Origin of the sequence: Vibrio sp. D404a (assembly GCF_030248535.1) — a bacterium.
Lineage (GTDB): Bacteria > Pseudomonadota > Gammaproteobacteria > Enterobacterales > Vibrionaceae > Vibrio.
In genome coordinates, this window is the sequence record NZ_JAHGAJ010000022.1 from 23,878 (window position 1) to 41,774 (window position 17,897).

Sequence of the window (17,897 nt, forward strand, 5' to 3'; positions counted from 1 at the left end):
CAGAGAACATCAATCAGAGATATTTATTCGTTTTATCGGTAACTTGGCGTTTTAGAACGTGCAAATGAGGTGTGTTTATAAATGTGCGGTATTTTGTTATATTTCAGTAAAGGCGTTTATTAAATGAGATAGAATATGTCCGCTGAATTCACCATCAACGAAGAAATCCAAGTTGATTTAAAAGAGTACGAAGTTCACCATCCCAAGACAGGGCGAACCTTTACCTTGGGCTCAAATGAAGCTGAGTTACTCAAGTTTTTCTTTAAAAATCCCAACCAAGTGATCACCCGCCAAGCGCTCATTGAGCAAGTTTGGGAATCAAAAGGAATCTATGTAGAAGACGGCAGTTTGATGCAAACCATCTCCTTGTGCCGAAAAGCACTAGAAGACAAAGCCGGATTGCTGATTGTGACTGAACGCGGTAAGGGCTACCGCTTCTCGGGACGTGTTATCGAAGGGAAAATCGCAGTTGTGCTCGATGAAACGCCTGAAGCTATTGACGAGCCAGAACAAGAAGAAACGCCTAAATCCACTCCACTAAAGTTGATTCCAATCACCTTAGTATTAATTATGAGTACAGTTCTCTCCTATTTAGGCTTTACTTATTTTGAGAAAGTGTCTGTTTCTAAACTCGTAACCACTACCCATTATTTAACCTGTAGAATTACTAGCGACCATATTAAGTATAAAGAGCTTTATAACGTCACCATGTATCAGTACGAAAATCGAAACATCATTATTGACCATACAGGTAAGTCACTTAGCTTCCCTAACGAATTTACAGGAGTAGAGTGTGAGTAAAAATAACGCACTGATTGTGTTCGTAGCAATATTAGGTATCGCTTTGGGTTGGCTTGCGACAATATTTACGAGCTCAAAATTAGAAGGTCATTATTTAGCTAATCCTGTCAACGTGATTATGCCGCCGAATGATGTTATCTATAATTCGTCATCCATTAATATCGAATTCAAACAAAACAACAGCTATGACCTTCTTTATGTCACCGATAGAGAGGTTGGTTTTACTTCATCTGGAACTTATAGCATTACCGGTAAACATATTTCATTAGACGAAGAACAACACCAGCAGATAATTCCTGAACGCGAACTAGATTTCTATGAAAAGGTGATGATTAGTGAAGGGTCTGTGCTTTCATCTGATTTTATGCCGTATATTCCAATTGCTAAAGATGAGGTATTGCTAATCACACCTAACTCAATGCTTCACCTGTGTAAGTCTGTTACTTGCCAAGATCTTCCACATTATGAAAATGAAGTACCCAAGGTTGTCGACCCTCAAGAATAATCTTTAGAGAGAAAACACAGGTAACAATACTCGATTAGGGGCCGCCGGCCCCTTTTTTGTACATAAAACAACCACCCTATACACATAACGCGGTAAGCCCACCTCACAGTCAATATCACTTACAAAATCAACTTATGCGCAACATACTCAATACAAAGTGATCCGCCCGATGTTCTAGCAGCTGCTAGATTTCTTTTATTAACATCTAAACAACAGTATTTAATCACTATTAATTGCTGAAATTAACATCAAAAAAATTTTTTGTTTTAGATCATGCGAACTTCAACTTGAACTCGTGCCACAGAGTACTTTTCTGTACATTCAATGACATATTCTGAAACAGTTTCTTATATTTTTTAAAACTTATTGGAGATTTCTATGTTAGAACTCTTAATTGGATTAGTGGTAACCATAGCTGTTGGCTATTTCATTGTTAAAGGCTACAAGGCGGCAGGTGTGCTTCTTACCGCAGGTATCGCCCTACTTCTCATCACTGGGATTATCGGGCACACAGTCCTACCCGCTAAAGTCGCTTCAACAGGTAACATGGTTACCGACGCACTTGAATTCGTTAAGTACATGCTTCAATACCGTGGAGGCGGCTTGGGCATGCAAATCATGCTTCTATGTGGTTTTGCTTCTTACATGACGCACATCGGTGCAAACAACGTGGTAGTAAAGCAGTTCTCTAAACCACTTTCTGTTATCAAATCTCCTTATGCACTGTTGGTTGCGGCATACATTGTTGCGTGTCTAATGTCTCTAGCAGTAAGCTCTGCTACGGGACTTGGTGTGCTATTAATGGCGACGCTATTCCCAATGATGACTGCAATGGGCATCTCTCGCCCTGCTGCTGTTGCTGTGTGTGCGTCTCCTGCTGCAATCATTCTTTCTCCTACATCAGGTGACGTTGTCATCGCTGCAGAAAAATCAGGCTTAGCGCTAGATGTGTTTGCGGTTCAAACGGTTCTTCCTGTTTCTATTTGTGCAATCATCGTAATGGCTGCTGCGGCTTTCTTCTGGAATAAATACTTAGATCAGAAAGAAAACACACCAATGGAAAAAATTGATGTGTCTGAAATCGAAGCGAACGCTCCTGCTTTCTACGCAGCACTGCCTTTCCTACCTATCATCGGTGTATTCCTTTTCAACGGCCGCACTATTCCAGGCCTTCAACTCGATATCTACACCATCGTAGTGGGTTCTATTTTTGTTGGTGCACTGGTTGATTACGCAGTGAAGAAGTTTGACGGTGAGAAAACACTGGAAGACCTAGACTCTTGCTACCAAGGCATGGCAGAAGCATTTAAAGGCGTGGTGATGCTGTTGGTTGCGGCTGGCGTATTCGCACAAGGCCTGATGTCTATCGGTGCAATCGACAACCTAATCGGCCTAGCTGAAGCTGCTGGCGCCGGCGGTATTGCACTAATGCTTATCCTAACGGGTCTAACTGTTGCAGCTGCGATTGCTACCGGTTCAGGTAATGCACCTTTCTACGCGTTCGTTGAACTTGCACCATCATTGGCAGCGAAAATGGGGCTAAACCCAGCATTCCTAATCATCCCAATGCTGCAAGCTTCGAACCTAGGTCGTACGATTTCTCCAGTATCAGGCGTTGTTGTAGCAACCTCTGGTATGGGTAAAATCAGCCCGTTCGAAGTGGTAAAACGTACTTCAGTTCCTGTTATTTGTGGTCTAATTACGGTTATCTTCGGTACGCTAGTACTTGTACCAATGGCTGCATAATCTAAAGATTCGCAATCATACAAAAAACGCCAAACTCAATAAGTTTGGCGTTTTTGTTTGTGCTCTTCGAGACAAGAGAAGAAGCTCTTAAAAATGAAACTACTTCATCTCACCGTAGCGTTCTAGGTAAAGAACGGTTGCAGCGGTTCTAGATGCAACTTGTAACTTTTTAAGCAAGCTCTTCATATGTACCTTAACTGTCGATTCAGAAATAAACAGATGATCGGCAATTTGCTTGTTACGGTAACCTTTAGCAACCTCTTGAAGGATCTGCATTTCACGTTCAGTCAGCTGGTCAAAAATGTCTTCGCGACTCGCTGCATCGCTTAGGTAACGGGCTACTACACTGCTGTACGCTTTGTCGCCGCTGTGTGCTTGTTTAAGAAGCTCAATCAGTTCATCAGGCTCTGTGTCTTTTAGAAGATAACCATCAGCACCTGCTTTTACGATAGCTTCAATATCTGCTGGGCTATCCGATACGGTTAGAATCACAATGTTTGCATTCGAGCCATCAGTGCGAAGAGCTTTCAAGGTGTCCAATCCAGACATGCCCTTCATGTTAAGATCCAATAGAATTAGATCAGGATCTTCCTCATGAGCCATTGCGACTGCATCTGTACCGTTGCTTGCTTCTCCGACTACTTCAAACTCATCTTCAAAACTGAGTAGCTGACTGATACCACGGCGCATCAACGGGTGGTCATCGACCAACATTACTTTACAAATCGTCAAGATTAACTTCCTTCAAACTTTTATACTTTAGAATGACTGTACAGCCCTTACCTTTCGCTGTTTCAATCGTTAATTCGCCATTCAGCCTTGCCGCGCGCTCCTGCATTATACTCATGCCATAGTGATTTACCTTAGAAGCACTATGGTCAAAACCATCTCCGTTATCCTTTATCACGACTAATACTTCGCCATTTTCATCATTACAGCGTACATCGATTAAATCGGCATTGGCGTGTTTTATTGCATTTACGGTTGCTTCACGAATCAATTGAAGCAAATGAACTTGGCTATGCGCATCAAGTTCGATTGATGACAGATTATTGGTTAAATTAATCGTGCCATCCGTTCTTTCACTGAGTTGCTCAAGCATGGTGCTCAGAGCATCCCCGAAGTTCCCTTCTTTAATTGACAGCCTAAAGGTCGTCAATAACTCTCTTAATTGAGTATAAGCATCAGCAAGGCCATTCCCCAACTCTAGGGCGATCTGTTCTGACTGCTCCCTATGTTTATGTTCAGGAAGCTTACCTATAACTCGTTTTAAGAGAGTAACTTGAATTTTCAAATAAGACAGTGACTGAGCTAGCGAGTCATGAAGCTCACGTGCAATCGTTGCACGCTCTTCCATAATGATCAGCTGCTCTGCCTGTTTCTGTGCAATGTTATAGTATACCGCACGTGAAAGTAGACGAATAAAGTTATCGATTAGTGCTTTTGTAGAGTGCCCATGGTGGTAGCAACAATACAAATAGCCAAGCGTGATTTCACTATCATCCAGCTTCATCTCAAATTTTTCGTAGTGCGAATTCTCATCGTACCCTTCATCGAGAACAAATGAGCGTCCAGAACTGTCGAGTATTTCTAACCTCAGGGACTCTATATCTTCCAAGCTCACCAAATGCTGCAGAATAGCCCTAAAGTTTTCTGGAGAAACGCGGGTGACACGCAATTCTTGAGATGAATTATAGAGCGCTTGCAAAGATTGGTTCGCACTCTGCAACTCTTTCGTTTTCGCATCAACGACATCTTCCAGGTTTCGATAAAGCGCGCCCAGATCTCGCGTCATCGAGTTAAAGGTCTTGGTTAATATCCCAAGCTCGTTGTTATTGGTCACCTCTAAATGCACTTCAAAATCACTGTTTTTGATTCTATGGCTGGCTGCAACCAAGGCATGTAACGGTTTAACAACTTGTTTACGTACAAAGTGAACAACAAAAAGAGATATGACTAGAATCCCACCCAGTCCAATACCACCAGCCCACGCCAATTTGATGAGCTTGTTTTCAGAAAATTCTTGGAGCTTAAATACGAAGCCATCGATTTCAGAGACAAAATTTTCGACCAGAACAAGATAATGCTGCCTGTCTGAACTATTCAGAACTTGCTTCAATTCATGCCATCGACCAATGATCAAATAGTAGTCTTCTGTGATATGCGTCGGAACTTCCCAACCTACTAGGTCAGACATCGACTCCGAATAGAGCGACGCTTCGAATTCTCGAATATGCTCGTCGTAATCCATTGATTGAACTTGTATATCATGAGCTAAACGATAGCTCTGCATACGCATAGAGCCCGCGACGTTCACTGCCTCGGCATCATTCAGACTCGACGCCAAAGTGAAGATCGCAAATCCAGTCGTCGCCACTGATAAAAGGAGGATTAAAAGTAGTGACTTAGCGATGGTACTGGTGAGAGATGAAACTGGTTTTATAAGCAAAAGAAATTCCCAATCATGCGCCTGTAGCTTAACGGCGATTATTGTCACATATCGAAATTCATAGCTCCAACCAATATGTGACCGAACCACACGTAATTTATTGATCTAAGACAATATACAACCCTAATTAGCCCTTAGGGGGTATTTATGCAAATGTTTCTAAAACTACACTGTATGTGAGAATAAATTACAAGATATTAATGTAAAAACGCTCTACAATTACAACATCTTAGCAACATTTAAGGTGAGCGTGTGCTAGATTTATCAAAACGGCGTCTGTTTTCACGCAAAAAAGTGGACTTAAGCCAAATCCGATTACCTTGGATTAAAGAGCTAAGTAACTTTACTGACGACTGTACTCGCTGTGGAAAGTGCATTGATAAGTGTGAAACGGGCATCATCATTTTAGGAGATGGCGGTTTTCCTACTGTCGACTTCTCAATAGATGAATGCACATTTTGTTACCAATGTGCGGATGTTTGTCCAGAACCAATATTTAAACAAGAGCAAGAGACACCTTGGCAAGCAAAAGCGTCGATTTCAGACAAATGCTTAGCCCAAAACAACGTTGAATGCCGCAGCTGCGGTGATATGTGTGAGCCAATGGCCATTCAATTTCAACTCAGAGCCGGTGGTGTGGCTCTACCCAAAATCGATTTAGATGAGTGTAGCGGATGCGGTGCTTGCGTAGCAGTTTGCCCCACTTCAGCTATTCTTGTGAGTAATGCATAAATAAAAATAACGAGAGCAATTTATGTCGCTAAACGAAGTTCATATCTCGAGTTTAGTCGTGCATGTGAGCCCAGAGCACCTTTCCGAAATCAAAGCCGAGATCGAAAAGTTCGATAATGCAGAGATTTACGGAGACAGCCCTGAAGGCAAAATCATCGTCGTGTTGGAAACAGAAAACCAAGGTTTCGTAACTGACACAATAGAAGCAATTAACAATATACAGAACGTTCTAGGCACCGCTTTGGTTTACCACCAAGTAGAAACAGGCCTAGACGAATCAGAATTAGACACTGGAAGCAATAATTCTCAAATCGAGGGTGAAGTATGAAAATGACAAGACGTGCGTTTGTGAAAGCAAACGCGGCTGCATCAGCAGCAGCCGTTGCAGGTGTAACTCTACCAGCAACAGCAGCTAACCTGATCGCTAGCTCAGACGAAACAAAAATCACGTGGGATAAAGCGCCTTGTCGTTTTTGTGGTACGGGTTGTTCAGTACTAGTAGGTACTCAAAATGGTAAAGTGGTTGCTACACAAGGCGACCCAGAAGCACCAGTAAACAAAGGCCTTAACTGTATCAAAGGCTACTTCCTTTCAAAAATTATGTACGGTAAGGATCGTCTAGACACGCCGCTACTTCGTATGAAAGATGGCAAATTCCATAAAGACGGTGATTTCGCACCAGTATCTTGGGATCAAGCTTTCGACGTAATGGCTGAAAAGTGGAAAGAAGCACTTGCTAAGAAAGGCCCTACTTCTGTTGGTATGTTCGGTTCAGGCCAATGGACAGTTATGGAAGGTTACGCTGCAGCAAAAATGATGAAAGCAGGTTTCCGTTCTAACAACATCGATCCAAACGCTCGTCACTGTATGGCTTCTGCTGTAGTTGGTTTCATGCGTACTTTCGGTATCGATGAGCCAATGGGTTGTTACGATGACTTCGAACACGCAGACTCTTTCGTTCTGTGGGGTTCAAACATGGCAGAGATGCACCCTATCCTTTGGACTCGTATTACTGACCGTCGCTTAAGCCACCCACATGTTAAAGTAAACGTACTGTCTACTTACTACCACCGTTCTTTTGAGCTAGCAGACCAAGGTTACATCTTTAACCCACAATCTGACCTTGCGATTGCAAACTTCATCGCTAACTACATCATCGAAAACGATGCAGTTAACTGGGACTTCGTTAACAAGCACACGAACTTCAAGCAAGCAGATACTGATATCGGTTACGGTCTACGTGATGAAGATCCACTACAGCAAGCTGCGGCGAATCCTAACTCAGGCAAAATGACATCTATCTCTTTCGAGGAGTACAAGAAGTCTGTTGCGCCATACACAGTTGAGAAAGCGTCTGAAATCTCAGGTGTTGAACCAGAGAAGCTAATCGAGCTTGCGAAGCAATACGCGGATCCAAACACGAAAGTAATGTCTCTATGGACTATGGGTATGAACCAACATACTCGTGGTGTATGGATGAACAGCCTTGTTTACAACATTCACCTACTTGTAGGTAAGATTGCGACTCCAGGTAACAGCCCATTCTCACTAACAGGTCAACCATCTGCATGTGGTACTGCTCGTGAAGTAGGTACATTTGCACACCGTCTACCAGCAGACATGGTGGTAATGAATCCTAAGCACCGTGAGTACGCAGAGAAAATTTGGGACATCCCTACTGGCGTTATCCCACCAAAACCAGGTTACCACGCGGTACTTCAAGACCGTATGCTTAACGACGGCAAGCTAAACGCTTACTGGGTAATGTGTAACAACAACATGCAAGCTGGTCCAAACATCAACAACGAACGTCTACCGGGCTACCGTAACCCAGAGAACTTCATTGTATGTTCTGACCCATACCCAACAGCAACAGCTCAAGCAGCCGACCTGATTCTTCCTACAGCAATGTGGATCGAGAAAGAAGGTGCCTACGGTAACGCAGAGCGTCGTACACAAGCTTGGTACCAACAAGTTCCTGCAGTTGAAGGCGCGAAGTCGGATCTATGGCAAATCATGGAGTTCACTAAACGCTTCAAGATGGAAGAGATCTGGACTGAAGAGCAACTGGCTCTAGCTCCACAATGGCGTGGCAAGTCAATGTACGACATGCTTTTCCAAAACGGCAAAGTGAACAAGTTCCCTCTATCTGAAGCTCAAGAGCTGAACGACGACGCAAAAGCAGCTGGTTTCTACATCCAGAAAGGTCTTTTCGAAGAGTACGCAGCGTTTGGTCGTGACCACGGACACGATTTAGCACCATACGATGTTTACCACACTGTACGTGGTCTACGTTGGCCTGTTGTTGACGGCAAAGAGACACTTTGGCGTTACAAAGAAGGTTCAGATCCATATGCGAAAGAAGGCTCAGGTTGGGACTTCTACGGTAAGCCAGATGGCAAAGCATTGATCATCTCTGCACCGTACGAAGCGCCACCAGAAGCACCAGATTCTGAGTTCGACATGTGGCTATGTACTGGCCGTGTTCTTGAGCACTGGCACACAGGTACTATGACTCGTCGTGTTCCTGAGCTTTACAAAGCAGTTCCTGATGCAGTGTGTTACATGCACCCTGCTGATGCGAAAGCTCGCGGCGTTCGTCGTGGTGAAGAAGTTCTTATTTCTAATAAGCGCGGTGAAGTACGAGTTCGTGTTGAAACTCGCGGTCGTAACCGTCCACCACAAGGCTTGGTATTCGTACCATTCTTTGATGCGCGCATTCTAATCAACAAGCTGATTCTAGATGCAACTGATCCACTATCGAAGCAAACAGACTTCAAGAAGTGTCCAGTTAAAATCACAAAAGTCGCTTAATTAGTTAAGAATGTCAGGGCTGCAGCCTTTGTGCAGCCCGCTATAAGAATTTAGCCATTCGGCGGAGAATAAATAATGAAAAAATTACTCATCACACTGTTATCTGTTGGTGCAATGATCGCTGGTGTTGCTCAAGCTGAGCTTGAAAACCCAGGTGGTATCGGTGGCGTGGAATCACTACGTGGTGCTAGCGAACTTGAAACAACTCGTCCTGCGGATGATTTTAAAAAGTTCCCTCGTGAACAAGTACTAGAAAGTGACTTCGTTTATCAGCCACCGTTGATCCCACACTCAACTCGTAGCTACGAAGTGTCTCTTAACGCGAACAAATGTCTGTCATGCCACAGCTGGAAAAACGCAAAAGAGATGGGTGCGACTAAGATCAGTGTTACTCACTACATGAACCGTGAAGATGCTGTACTTGCAGACGTATCACCTCGTCGTTACTTCTGTCTTCAGTGTCACGTACCTCAAGCAAATGCAAAACCATTGATTGAGAATGAATACCAGCGCGTAGAATCTCTTCGCTAATCCGTACCTGAGAAGAGGCGAATTTATGAAACTATTAAAAACGTTTTGGAAAAGGCTATCGACGCCAAGTAAAGCTGCAGCAGGTGTTCTGTTGTTCATGGGCTTTGCAGGTGGTCTCCTTTTCTGGGGTGCATTCAACACGGGGATGGAAGCAACCAACACAGAAGAATTCTGTTCTGGCTGTCACGCTCCTATCGTTGAAGAGATCCAAGAGACGATCCACTACTCAAACCGTTCAGGTGTTCGTGCAATCTGTTCAGACTGTCACGTACCGCATGAGTGGACTGATAAGATCGTTCGTAAAGTTCAAGCATCAAAAGAGCTATACGCACACTTCATTGCTAAGACAATCGACACGCCTGAGAAATTCAAAGAGCGTCGTCATCACCTAGCAGAACGTGAGTGGGCTCGTTTGAAGAAGAATGACTCTCTAGAATGTCGTAACTGTCACCAATTTGAGTTTATGGACTTCTCTGAGCAGAGTTCACGCAGTGCTAAGCAGCACTCAACAGCACTGGCTTCGGGCGAAAAAACATGTGTAGATTGCCACAAAGGTATCGCACACAAACTGCCTGACATGCACGGTGTTGAAGGCTGGCAATAAGAGGATAAGCAATGAGTACTTTAGAATCAGTAATTTGGCATATCCTTGGTTACAGCGCGATGCCATTCATCATTCTTTCAGGCTTCGCAGTTGTTGCTGCTATCTCTATCTGGATTCTTTCATTCGGTAAAGATAAAGAAGTCGAATAATTAACATCAACTTTTTGCCTATTTAGTTGATACTAAAAAGCCACTGATTACAGTGGCTTTTTTATTATTTACACTTTTTCAAAACAGAGGCTAATCCGTAATTAGCTCTTTGCGTCTGACTCTCCGCGTCTAGCTCTCTGCGTCTACGATTGGCAATACCTGTTTCACATAGTCACCCGGTGCGGTTCCAATCACAGGATGAAGCTCGGAGCCTCGATTAAACGGTTCTCTCGGTTCATCACTTTCAAAGCCCCCTAACCATTGATTCCAGTGTACCCACCAAGAGCCTTCGTTGTGTTTCGCATTCGCTAGCCACTCTTGAGCAGAATCATCGAGATTGTCATTCAACCAGTAACCATACTTGTTCTTACTTGGATGGTTAACGATACCTGCGATATGACCCGATTCACCCAAGACAAAGGTTTTGTTACCACCAGTGTTAAGTGCACCGCGATACGTCCCCTGCCATAAAGCAATGTGGTCATCTTTGGTCGAGATAAAGTAGCTTGGAATCTTGATCTTATTAAGATCAATCCAAACACCACCGATTTTCACGCCTTTATCTTGAACTAATTTATTCTCTAAATAGAGCTCTCTTAGCAAGAAGTTGTGACATTTAGCGGCGACGTTAGTGCTATCACTATTCCAATACAGGAGATCAAACTCCATCGGACTGCTACCTTTCAAATAGTTATCGATGTAGTAGTTCCAGTAGAGGCTGTTTTCTCTAAGCAGACTGAATGTAACACTCAATGAACGACCGTCCATAAAGCCTTTCATATCGTTCTGCTTCTCGATAGCACTTATGATGGTGTCGTTGATATAGGCACCCACTTCACCCGGTTGAGAGAAATCAAGCAGAGTTGTGAAGAAGGTAGCCGTCTTGATTCGCTTCTTCATGCGCTTAGCTGCGTAGTAAGCCACCGTTGAAGCCAACACCGTGCCACCAATGCAGTAACCCGCCGCATTGATTTGCTCTTTGCCAGTAATATCTTCAATCGCTGCGACAGCTTTAACCACTCCTTCAGTGACATAGTCACCAAACTCGAGGTCTTTTTGAGCTTCACCTGGGTTACGCCAAGACATCATAAACACACTATGACCTTGCTCTAGCAACCAACGAACCATCGAATTCTTTTCTCTAAGATCAAGAATGTAGTACTTGTTGATGAATGGCGGCACAATCAACATTGGTGTCGCGTTGACTTGCTCTGTCTTCGGATGATACTGGATCAACTCAAACAGTTCGTTTTTGAACACCACATCCCCTTCCGTGTTCGCAACATCTTGCCCAAGTCTAAAGGCATTGTTGTTAGTCATACGGATCTTGAGAATATCAGCACTCGATTCAATGTCTGCTCGAAGTTGCTCTAGACCATCAACAAGGTTCTCACCATTCCGCTCTAGAGTGAGCTTCATTAACTCAGGGTTAGTCGCGATGAAGTTCGTTGGCGAAAGCGCATTAATTGCCTGACGTGAGAAGAAAGCAACACGCTCTTTCGTTTTCTCGTCAATGCCTTCCATCGACTCAATCGTCTCTAAATAGCTTTTGCTGAACAGCAAATAAGATTGCTTAATGAAGTTGTAGAAAGGGTCGTTTTTCCATGCGTCATCGATAAAACGCTTGTCATCACGCTCTTCAGAGACAATGGAACTGGTGTTACCCATTAATACTGTATTCTGCCAAATTTGCAGTTGTTGCTCCCACCATTGCGACTGTAGCTTCAGCATATCTGCAGGTTGATTGATGGCTTGCTCAAAGATCTTCGATGCGTCTTCAAAGTTAATTTCTTGCATCGCTTTGTTGAGAGGTGAATGTGCGGCTTCCTTGCTTTGTTCAAAGTTCTCCCACCATTGCTGGTTTGTTTGTTGAAGTTTTACAAGGTAGTCCGAAAAGAAGTGTTGAAACATAATCTAACTCCAATGATCGGAAAATCGCCACTGACTCATACCAAAATAATCGATAAAGACTACACGTATGACCCAGTGGCGACTTAATTTAGGCAGATGTTGTGTTTAGGTTTTCCGTCGTCAACGTTTCAACATCTTCTTTAAACTCCTTCGCCGCAGCTTGGAATTTATTGCTGTCCGTCATCATTTGCTGTGACAGTTGGCTTAGTACAGCAAGTTGTTGGCTGTTAAATGCAGCAAGACCGTTTACGTCTTTGATATCTGTTACTGCTTTCATTTGCGCTAGACCCATATCGGTATAAGTCTTCATCGCGTTCATTTGCAGCTCAGTCATAACCTCTACATTCTTAGCAATCAGCTTGTTGAACTTGAAGTAAGGTTCAAATTGCTTTTCTGTTTGGTCTGTCATTGATTTAAAAATATCCGTGTACATACATAACTCCTAAAGATTTCAAAGATTGAATTACAATTCGTGTAGCTTGTTTCTAGAGGTTGACCAATAGCGGCTAAACGGTGTTCGCCCTGCCGCTACTGAAGTTACTCGTTGACGCTTTTTAGTAAAACGGCCGTTCCCATGCCGCCACCGACACACAGTGAAGCCACGCCAGACTTCGCATTGCTCGATAGCATTTCGTGTACTAGCGAGACGATGATTCGGTTGCCTGAAGCGCCAAGTGGGTGGCCTAATGCAATTGCACCACCATTTACGTTAACCTTGTGCTTAAACGCTTCTAAAGGGAGGTCGTGTTCTTCTGCTAATTGGTACATCACGCCCAGTGCTTGTGCAGCGAACGCCTCGTTCAACTCAAACACTTCAATGTCTTTAAGTTGCGAATCCGCTTTTGACAAGGCTTGTGTGACAGCTTCAACTGGACCTAAACCCATAATTTTTGGATCCAGACCAGACTGTGCGTAACTTTGAATCTCCATTAGCGGTGTTAAACCGAGTCGTTTAACTGCACTTTCTGAAGCAACAATAACCGCACTTGCGCCATCATTGATGCCCGATGCATTACCTGCTGTTACGCTGCCTTCACGGTCAAACGCAGGTCGTAACTTTTGTAAGCCTTCAAATGTCGCATCTGACTTAGGGTACTCATCGGTATCGAACACGACGGTTTGACGACGCTGTTTCACCTCAACAGGCACAATCTGGTCGACAAATTTGCCCGCTTCGATGGCCGCTACCGCTTTCTGTTGACTCTCTAGCGCATAGTTGTCTTGTGCTAAGCGAGAAATGTTCAGTTCTTTTGCGATGTTCTCTGCTGTGACACCCATGTGGTACTGATTGAAGGCATCTGTCAGTCCATCACCAATTAAGAGATCTGTCATCGCGATGTTGCCCATCTTGTGGCCATTACGCACTGAAGCAGGCACAACAAAAGGTATTTGCGACATCACTTCTACCCCTGCCGCAACAACAACGTCTGCATCTTGAGCTTTAATGTGGGCTGCAGCGTCCATCACAGACTTCATGCCACTGCCACAGATCATGTTGACCGCATACGCCGGAACTTCCTGCGGAACACCAGCGAACAAAGAGGCTTGTCTCGCAACACCCATACCTTGTCCTGCTGAAATTACGTTGCCTACGATAACTTCATCGACATTGGCAGGGTTTAATTGCGCCGCTTCCAACGCCCCTTTAATCGCGACGCCCGCTAGTTCGCCCGCAGATGTGTCTTTTAGAGCACCGGTAAATGCACCAATAGGGGTTCTTTTTGCTGCAACAATAAATATCTTTTCCATCATTCAATCCTCGCCAGTCCTTAGTTCATGTATAGGCCGCCATTTACAGACAGTGTCTCGCCTGTAATGTACGCGCCTGAATCACCAGCGAGGAAGCCAACAGCGTCCGCAATTTCATTCGGTGTCGCAAGGCGCTTCATTGGGATTTGACCCTTGATGGATTCAAGCACTTCTGACTTCATTTGCTCAACCATAGGCGTTGCTGTGTAGCCCGGTGCAATCACATTGACTGTCACACCACTACGAGCACCTTCTGCTGCCAGTGCTTTTGAAAACCCAATCATGCCTGCTTTTGCCGCCGAGTAATTCGCTTGTCCAAATTGGCCTTTCAATCCATTGACTGAAGAGATATTGATGACACGGCAGTTTCCTTTTTCGCACATTGGTGCAAAGAGTGGCTGTGTAACATTGAACAAGCTATTCAAGTTAGTATCGATAACATCACGCCACGCTGCTGCATCCATTTTTTTGAAGACACTGTCTCGTGTAATTCCAGCGTTGTTTACCAAGACATCAATCGTGCCTTCTTCTTCCAATAACTTGCTTAGGCGCTGCGCGCATTCATCGGTATTGGTCACATCAAGTTCAAATAATCTCACTTGCTCAGACGTGAACTTTTTCTCATTAAACCAATCTACTGCACACTGGTGATTACCAGTAAAATAAGTCGCAATTACACGATAGCCCTGATCGACTAACTTAGAAGAAATTGCTGAACCAATACCACCTTTCGAACCTGTAATTAAAGCAAGTTTTTTCATTGATAACTCCATCCGATACAAGCAAATAACAATACTATTAAGAAGAATGCTTAGCGTGTCTTATTAATTCCGTGACCAACGCTTTAATTAAACCCTACATCCTCGGACTAAAAACTTTTATTACAAACTAAACTAATTTCATATTTATTGACCAAATTTTGACCTAGATCCCAGTCTTTATGAAATGTTATCAGCTTGTAAATTGATGTAATCCATTGATAATAAATGAGTTTATTAAAAATAAATTTATCAACTCATAACGTAAGCTTCTGAATTACTTGAGATTAGTATTATGTTCGCCGTTATTGCAAAATAAGTGCAAAGTGAGATTTTCGTCGTATTCACTGTAATAATTACTGGTTGGGTTACTTTACTAACGCTTGATAAATGGTGATATGAGCACGTTGAAAGATCCATTATTCAGCTTAATGATTAATATTTGAAAAATAAAAAAGCTCACCATAAATGATGAGCTTTTTATTATTTAAAAATATTTATTCTTTACTGATAATATTCTTTTCAAATTTATGTCAGTTAAGTGATTATTTTATAGCGAAAATATTTCACCTGTATCAGCGTCTAGATAGATTTTGTTTTCCAGTTTTAAACCGCCACAATAAATAAAATATACGTTACGGCTTGAGTACTTAACGGACTTAACCCAACCACCAAGTTCTTCAAAGTCTCCTGGCTCACAGGTCCCATTCTCGATCAAACTGTCAATGGCAACTCTAAAAGGCTTGCGGTAGGTTTTTAGATCATCAGACTTCACCAAGTATGAATCTAGAATCTCAACATGTTCATCCGGCGATATGATGACCTCATCTTCGCTTAATTTCGACATCTCAACCCATTCAGCCATTTCTGGCCCACCTTCGCGCAAAACTATGTAATCACTGATACGACCCCAGCCGTTGGATTTCTCTAAAATCTCTATGTGGTCGCCTTTGTAGAGATAGTCTTTGATTAACGCATCAACATCAGGCGCGTCAAACACGGCTATCTTTCTCTCGGAGACATAAAAGTCAGTCTGTTCCGGCAATGCTGCAAGATCCAGTATCGGCTTAAGTTCCTCTTTAGGCTCTTCTGAAACCTGGTCAATAGGCTTGGCTTGTTCTTCAGATTGAGCAACATCGTCTTTTTTCATGACTAAAAAGTAATAGGCGGCCCCGCCACCTCCCAATAGACACAATATCACCAACGCTATGATTACTTTCTTCATGACAAATGTTACTCACTTTCAAACGATAAACTTCAGTGTACAACAACTCATACTGATGCTCATCTATACTCTATTCAATATGTTAGGCAATTTGAGGTTACTATGAAGGGATTTTCGTTTTGGATGGCAGCAACCAGTCTCCTGATTAGCTTCCCTGCGCTTTCTGAATGTAACAAAGAGAATTGGAATGGATTGCTTAATTTGCAAATGCGCACTGAAGATCAATACAACCAATACTCGGAAGAATTCAACCAGATCCTCGCCACCTATGACTCACAACTGCTATTTTCAAAACGCTACAGTGAGTATCAACTAGTTGAGCTCTGGAGCAAAGATGACCCGAAGTTTACTAAAAGGCTCAAACAACACATGGCCAGCGCCTACCAAGCGTCTAGCTTACTGTTGAAACAGGCGTATCTATCAAAAATGGAATTAGTCTCAGCACAAGGATTAACTGAATCTTGGCAGTCAATGCATGACGCCTGTTCCGAACTAAACCTATCAAACCAATCACATAATGCTCAGTTGCACTTCATCAGTTCGAAATCGCTTGCTCTCGACTTCGAAGCTCTGTTTAAGAAAACTCGAAAATTGGCCGAGAAGTACCAATCTGAAGCTGAAACATTGAACAATACACGCAAACGCGCCGCGCCGTATTAGATAAACCGAGTGCTGTTTTTTCATACTATTTTATAAAAACTCACACTATCAATAACTTGTAACGTTAATTTTATTCATTTCAACAACATCGGTTAAAACAACATCGAAACGCAAAGTTATCTGCGACACTCATCACAAAAAAGATTTACAAACTCTCAAAAATTGCTATGATGGCCATTCATATAACTTAATAACAAGTAATATATTGGCTAGGTAATATGCAAAAATCGATGGCTTTAAACTGCTTGAGTAACACGGAATGGACTGCGGAGATAAGAGCTAAGCTTTTATCAGTAGTAAAACACATGGAAGAGTTCGGTTCAGTAAGTGAGCTAGAGCTATGCAAGATATTTGGCGAGACAATTTGGAATGACGGCGTTGATTACCATTCACACGCTTTCTCATTCAGAATTGACAAGAAAACTGGAGATTGTTCAATTTCCAATTTCAAATATCACTAAAATTAGCGCCTGATTTTGGATTCGGAGTACATTTATGTGCTCCGTTTTTCGTTTATAGCTCATAACTTTACTTCTACAGCTCGAATCTTAGCTTAACCCCTCTCATTCTCCCTTTTGTTTTGCCGGCCGAGTTTCAATACAAGTAACTTCTTTAAGCCATCATTAGACGTCACAGACCATCGTAATTTTTCCCGGACAAAAGCGCCTAAGCTTTGTAAATTGGTAACGGCGTATTCCCTTTTACTTGCCTGATCGCTAAATGGGTGTGGATGTCCTTTACATTTTCCAAGCGTTGCAGTTTGCGTGTAAAAGACTCATAAGCGCCTAAATCCTCGCTTACCACTTCTAATAAATAGTCATACGCTCCAGACACAACATGACAACTGATCACCTCTTCCATTTCCACGATGGCATGCTCAAATTCGTTAATGGACTTTTCTTGGTGATTGCTCAAGCTCACTTCAACAAAAACACTCATTGCTATGCCAACATGGCTTCTGGATAAGGTCACACGATAGTTATCAATAACGCCATTTTGCTCCAAGCGCTTGATACGACGTGCACATGGTGAAGGTGATAAGCCAACTAGGTCGGCAAGCTCTGCGATAGTCAAACGTCCATCTCGCTGGAGAAGCTCTAATAAGTGTTTATCGATACGATCCATCGCTCATACTCAACTATTGGTAAATTTTGTTAATTTATAAATAAATATTAGCGATTTCGATTAATAAATGAAATATATCAAGGGAATATTGCCAACTTTCACCCCGCAGCGTGATTCATAATGTGCTATAAATCAAGG

At 42.9% G+C, this 17,897-nt stretch carries 19 protein-coding genes; 11 read left to right on the forward strand and 8 right to left on the reverse strand.

All coding sequences use genetic code 11. The features are described from left to right. Nucleotides 1-135: 135 nt before the first annotated feature. From KI655_RS13955 to dcuC, 3 genes are all read left to right on the forward strand, one after another. A complete protein-coding gene (locus tag KI655_RS13955; RefSeq protein WP_285406042.1) occupies nt 136-801 on the forward strand; it encodes a winged helix-turn-helix domain-containing protein in 666 nt (221 codons plus the stop codon). Further along, nucleotides 794-1,306: a hypothetical protein gene (locus KI655_RS13960; RefSeq protein ID WP_285406044.1), complete on the forward strand. Its 513-nt coding sequence runs from the start codon at nt 794-796 to the stop codon at nt 1,304-1,306. Before KI655_RS13955 ends, KI655_RS13960 begins: the two co-directional genes overlap by 8 nt. 378 nt (nt 1,307-1,684) lie before the next feature. Continuing rightward, the gene (gene dcuC, locus KI655_RS13965) at nt 1,685-3,052 is read left to right on the forward strand and encodes an anaerobic C4-dicarboxylate transporter DcuC (RefSeq protein WP_285406047.1); all 1,368 of its coding nucleotides are present in this window, start codon (nt 1,685-1,687) and stop codon (nt 3,050-3,052) included. A gap of 99 nt (nt 3,053-3,151) precedes the next feature. Here the strand turns inward: dcuC and KI655_RS13970 are convergent, their stop codons facing one another. Together KI655_RS13970 and narQ are read right to left on the reverse strand one after the other, a co-directional pair. Beyond that, the gene (locus tag KI655_RS13970) at nt 3,152-3,784 is read right to left on the reverse strand and encodes a response regulator (protein ID WP_285406048.1); all 633 of its coding nucleotides are present in this window, start codon (nt 3,782-3,784) and stop codon (nt 3,152-3,154) included. Further along, the gene (narQ, locus tag KI655_RS13975) at nt 3,771-5,501 is read right to left on the reverse strand and encodes a nitrate/nitrite two-component system sensor histidine kinase NarQ (protein WP_285406050.1); all 1,731 of its coding nucleotides are present in this window, start codon (nt 5,499-5,501) and stop codon (nt 3,771-3,773) included. Before narQ ends, KI655_RS13970 begins: the two co-directional genes overlap by 14 nt. A gap of 252 nt (nt 5,502-5,753) precedes the next feature. On the opposite strand from narQ, the gene napF reads away from it, so the two are divergent. From napF to KI655_RS14005, 6 genes are all read left to right on the forward strand, one after another. Then, nucleotides 5,754-6,233, forward strand: a complete 480-nt coding sequence (gene napF, locus KI655_RS13980) for a ferredoxin-type protein NapF (protein WP_285406053.1) — start codon at nt 5,754-5,756, stop codon at nt 6,231-6,233. A gap of 22 nt (nt 6,234-6,255) precedes the next feature. Beyond that, nucleotides 6,256-6,561 (forward strand): chaperone NapD, encoded by a 306-nt coding sequence (locus tag KI655_RS13985; protein WP_285406056.1) that lies wholly within the window; start codon nt 6,256-6,258, stop codon nt 6,559-6,561. Next, on the forward strand, nt 6,558-9,047 hold the full coding sequence (gene napA / locus KI655_RS13990; protein ID WP_285406058.1) for a periplasmic nitrate reductase subunit alpha: 2,490 nt from the start codon (nt 6,558-6,560) through the stop codon (nt 9,045-9,047). Before KI655_RS13985 ends, napA begins: the two co-directional genes overlap by 4 nt. Nucleotides 9,048-9,122: 75 nt before the next feature. After that, nucleotides 9,123-9,578 carry a nitrate reductase cytochrome c-type subunit gene (locus tag KI655_RS13995; protein ID WP_285406060.1) on the forward strand — a complete coding sequence of 152 codons (456 nt, stop codon included), beginning with the start codon at nt 9,123-9,125 and terminating at the stop codon, nt 9,576-9,578. A 25-nt stretch (nt 9,579-9,603) separates the two neighbouring features. Further along, nucleotides 9,604-10,182, forward strand: a complete 579-nt coding sequence (locus KI655_RS14000) for a NapC/NirT family cytochrome c (protein ID WP_150869674.1) — start codon at nt 9,604-9,606, stop codon at nt 10,180-10,182. A gap of 11 nt (nt 10,183-10,193) precedes the next feature. After that, nucleotides 10,194-10,331, forward strand: a complete 138-nt coding sequence (locus KI655_RS14005; RefSeq protein WP_239839876.1) for a TIGR02808 family protein — start codon at nt 10,194-10,196, stop codon at nt 10,329-10,331. Nucleotides 10,332-10,460: 129 nt separating this feature from the next. Here the strand turns inward: KI655_RS14005 and phaC are convergent, their stop codons facing one another. The 5 genes from phaC to KI655_RS14030 all read right to left on the reverse strand — a co-directional run bounded on the left by phaC (nt 10,461) and on the right by KI655_RS14030 (nt 15,974). Continuing rightward, the gene (gene phaC / locus KI655_RS14010; protein ID WP_285406066.1) at nt 10,461-12,242 is read right to left on the reverse strand and encodes a class I poly(R)-hydroxyalkanoic acid synthase; all 1,782 of its coding nucleotides are present in this window, start codon (nt 12,240-12,242) and stop codon (nt 10,461-10,463) included. Between the two features lie 88 nt (nt 12,243-12,330). Further along, on the reverse strand, nt 12,331-12,675 hold the full coding sequence (locus KI655_RS14015) for a phasin family protein (RefSeq protein ID WP_285406069.1): 345 nt from the start codon (nt 12,673-12,675) through the stop codon (nt 12,331-12,333). A 104-nt stretch (nt 12,676-12,779) separates the two neighbouring features. Continuing rightward, nucleotides 12,780-13,991: an acetyl-CoA C-acetyltransferase gene (locus tag KI655_RS14020; protein ID WP_285406072.1), complete on the reverse strand. Its 1,212-nt coding sequence runs from the start codon at nt 13,989-13,991 to the stop codon at nt 12,780-12,782. Nucleotides 13,992-14,011: 20 nt separating this feature from the next. Beyond that, entirely contained in the window at nt 14,012-14,752 is a 741-nt protein-coding gene (locus KI655_RS14025; protein ID WP_285406075.1) for an SDR family oxidoreductase, read from the reverse strand. A gap of 547 nt (nt 14,753-15,299) precedes the next feature. Next, nucleotides 15,300-15,974, reverse strand: a complete 675-nt coding sequence (locus KI655_RS14030) for a hypothetical protein (protein WP_285406077.1) — start codon at nt 15,972-15,974, stop codon at nt 15,300-15,302. Nucleotides 15,975-16,097: 123 nt separating this feature from the next. On the opposite strand from KI655_RS14030, the gene KI655_RS14035 reads away from it, so the two are divergent. Together KI655_RS14035 and KI655_RS14040 are read left to right on the forward strand one after the other, a co-directional pair. Further along, on the forward strand, nt 16,098-16,634 hold the full coding sequence (locus tag KI655_RS14035) for a hypothetical protein (protein ID WP_285406079.1): 537 nt from the start codon (nt 16,098-16,100) through the stop codon (nt 16,632-16,634). Nucleotides 16,635-16,852: 218 nt separating this feature from the next. Continuing rightward, nucleotides 16,853-17,095 (forward strand): hypothetical protein, encoded by a 243-nt coding sequence (locus KI655_RS14040; RefSeq protein ID WP_285406081.1) that lies wholly within the window; start codon nt 16,853-16,855, stop codon nt 17,093-17,095. A 205-nt stretch (nt 17,096-17,300) separates the two neighbouring features. On the opposite strand, the gene KI655_RS14045 is transcribed toward KI655_RS14040, so the two are convergent. Then, a complete protein-coding gene (locus KI655_RS14045; RefSeq protein ID WP_285406083.1) occupies nt 17,301-17,759 on the reverse strand; it encodes an Lrp/AsnC family transcriptional regulator in 459 nt (152 codons plus the stop codon). Nucleotides 17,760-17,897 lie beyond the last annotated feature (138 nt).

What these genes read in the sequence shown, in the direction of transcription:
- KI655_RS13955 (WP_285406042.1), top strand. Translation starts at nt 136, where the DNA reads ATGTCCGCTGAATTCACCATCAACGAAGAAATCCAAGTTGATTTAAAA.
- dcuC (WP_285406047.1), top strand. Translation starts at nt 1,685, where the DNA reads ATGTTAGAACTCTTAATTGGATTAGTGGTAACCATAGCTGTTGGCTAT.
- KI655_RS13985 (WP_285406056.1), top strand. Translation starts at nt 6,256, where the DNA reads ATGTCGCTAAACGAAGTTCATATCTCGAGTTTAGTCGTGCATGTGAGC.
- napA (WP_285406058.1), top strand. Translation starts at nt 6,558, where the DNA reads ATGAAAATGACAAGACGTGCGTTTGTGAAAGCAAACGCGGCTGCATCA.
- KI655_RS13995 (WP_285406060.1), top strand. Translation starts at nt 9,123, where the DNA reads ATGAAAAAATTACTCATCACACTGTTATCTGTTGGTGCAATGATCGCT.
- KI655_RS14000 (WP_150869674.1), top strand. Translation starts at nt 9,604, where the DNA reads ATGAAACTATTAAAAACGTTTTGGAAAAGGCTATCGACGCCAAGTAAA.
- KI655_RS14005 (WP_239839876.1), top strand. Translation starts at nt 10,194, where the DNA reads ATGAGTACTTTAGAATCAGTAATTTGGCATATCCTTGGTTACAGCGCG.
- phaC (WP_285406066.1), bottom strand. Translation starts at nt 12,242, where the DNA reads ATGTTTCAACACTTCTTTTCGGACTACCTTGTAAAACTTCAACAAACA.
- KI655_RS14015 (WP_285406069.1), bottom strand. Translation starts at nt 12,675, where the DNA reads ATGTACACGGATATTTTTAAATCAATGACAGACCAAACAGAAAAGCAA.
- KI655_RS14020 (WP_285406072.1), bottom strand. Translation starts at nt 13,991, where the DNA reads ATGGAAAAGATATTTATTGTTGCAGCAAAAAGAACCCCTATTGGTGCA.
- KI655_RS14025 (WP_285406075.1), bottom strand. Translation starts at nt 14,752, where the DNA reads ATGAAAAAACTTGCTTTAATTACAGGTTCGAAAGGTGGTATTGGTTCA.
- KI655_RS14030 (WP_285406077.1), bottom strand. Translation starts at nt 15,974, where the DNA reads ATGAAGAAAGTAATCATAGCGTTGGTGATATTGTGTCTATTGGGAGGT.
- KI655_RS14035 (WP_285406079.1), top strand. Translation starts at nt 16,098, where the DNA reads ATGGCAGCAACCAGTCTCCTGATTAGCTTCCCTGCGCTTTCTGAATGT.
- KI655_RS14040 (WP_285406081.1), top strand. Translation starts at nt 16,853, where the DNA reads ATGCAAAAATCGATGGCTTTAAACTGCTTGAGTAACACGGAATGGACT.
- KI655_RS14045 (WP_285406083.1), bottom strand. Translation starts at nt 17,759, where the DNA reads ATGGATCGTATCGATAAACACTTATTAGAGCTTCTCCAGCGAGATGGA.